1 protein-coding gene is annotated in these 573 nt (G+C 71.2%); it reads left to right on the top strand.

All coding sequences use genetic code 11. The annotated features are described in order from the left end of the window. Positions 1-573, top strand: a 573-nt coding sequence (locus ACLFKU_RS43920) for a phosphopantetheine-binding protein (RefSeq protein ID WP_410853412.1), incomplete at both ends; no start/stop codon positions are given.

Below are 573 nucleotides of genomic sequence, written 5' to 3'. Positions count from 1 at the left end.
TGGTGGCCGCAGAGGAGGCGCAGGAAGCGCAGCTTGCGGCGACGCTGCGCGCGCATCTGGTGGGGCAGCTGCCGGACTACATGGTGCCGGCGGCGTTCGTGCCGCTGGCGGAGTTGCCGCTGACGGTGAACGGCAAGCTCGACCGCAAGGCACTGCCCGCGCCGGCTGACGATGCGTATGCGCGGCGGGGCTACGAGGCGCCGCGCGGGGAGCTCGAGACGGTGCTGGCGCAGCTGTGGGCGGAGCTGCTGGGTCTGGAGCGGGTCGGTCGGCATGACCACTTCTTCGAGCTGGGCGGTCATTCGCTGCTGGCCGTGCGGCTGCTCAGCCGGCTGTCGCAGATTGCGGGTGTGGAACTGTCGCTGGCGATGCTGTTTGCGCGGCCGGTGCTGGCTGATCTGGCCGCAGGCGTGGCCGGAGCGGTGAGCGGCGCGGCAGCGCAGGCGCTGCCGGCGATTGTGGCCGTATCGCGCCAGGCGCCGCTTGAGCTGTCGTTTGCCCAGCAGCGGCTGTGGTTTCTGGCACAGCTGGACAAGGACAGCGTCCGCTACCACGTTCCGCTGGGGTGGCGGC

This window comes from Paraburkholderia sp. EG304 (assembly GCF_046543485.1).
GTDB classification, from domain to species: domain Bacteria; phylum Pseudomonadota; class Gammaproteobacteria; order Burkholderiales; family Burkholderiaceae; genus Paraburkholderia; species Paraburkholderia youngii.
Note: the sequence above shows the minus strand (reverse complement) of the source record. Positions and strands in the feature narration are given on the sequence as shown.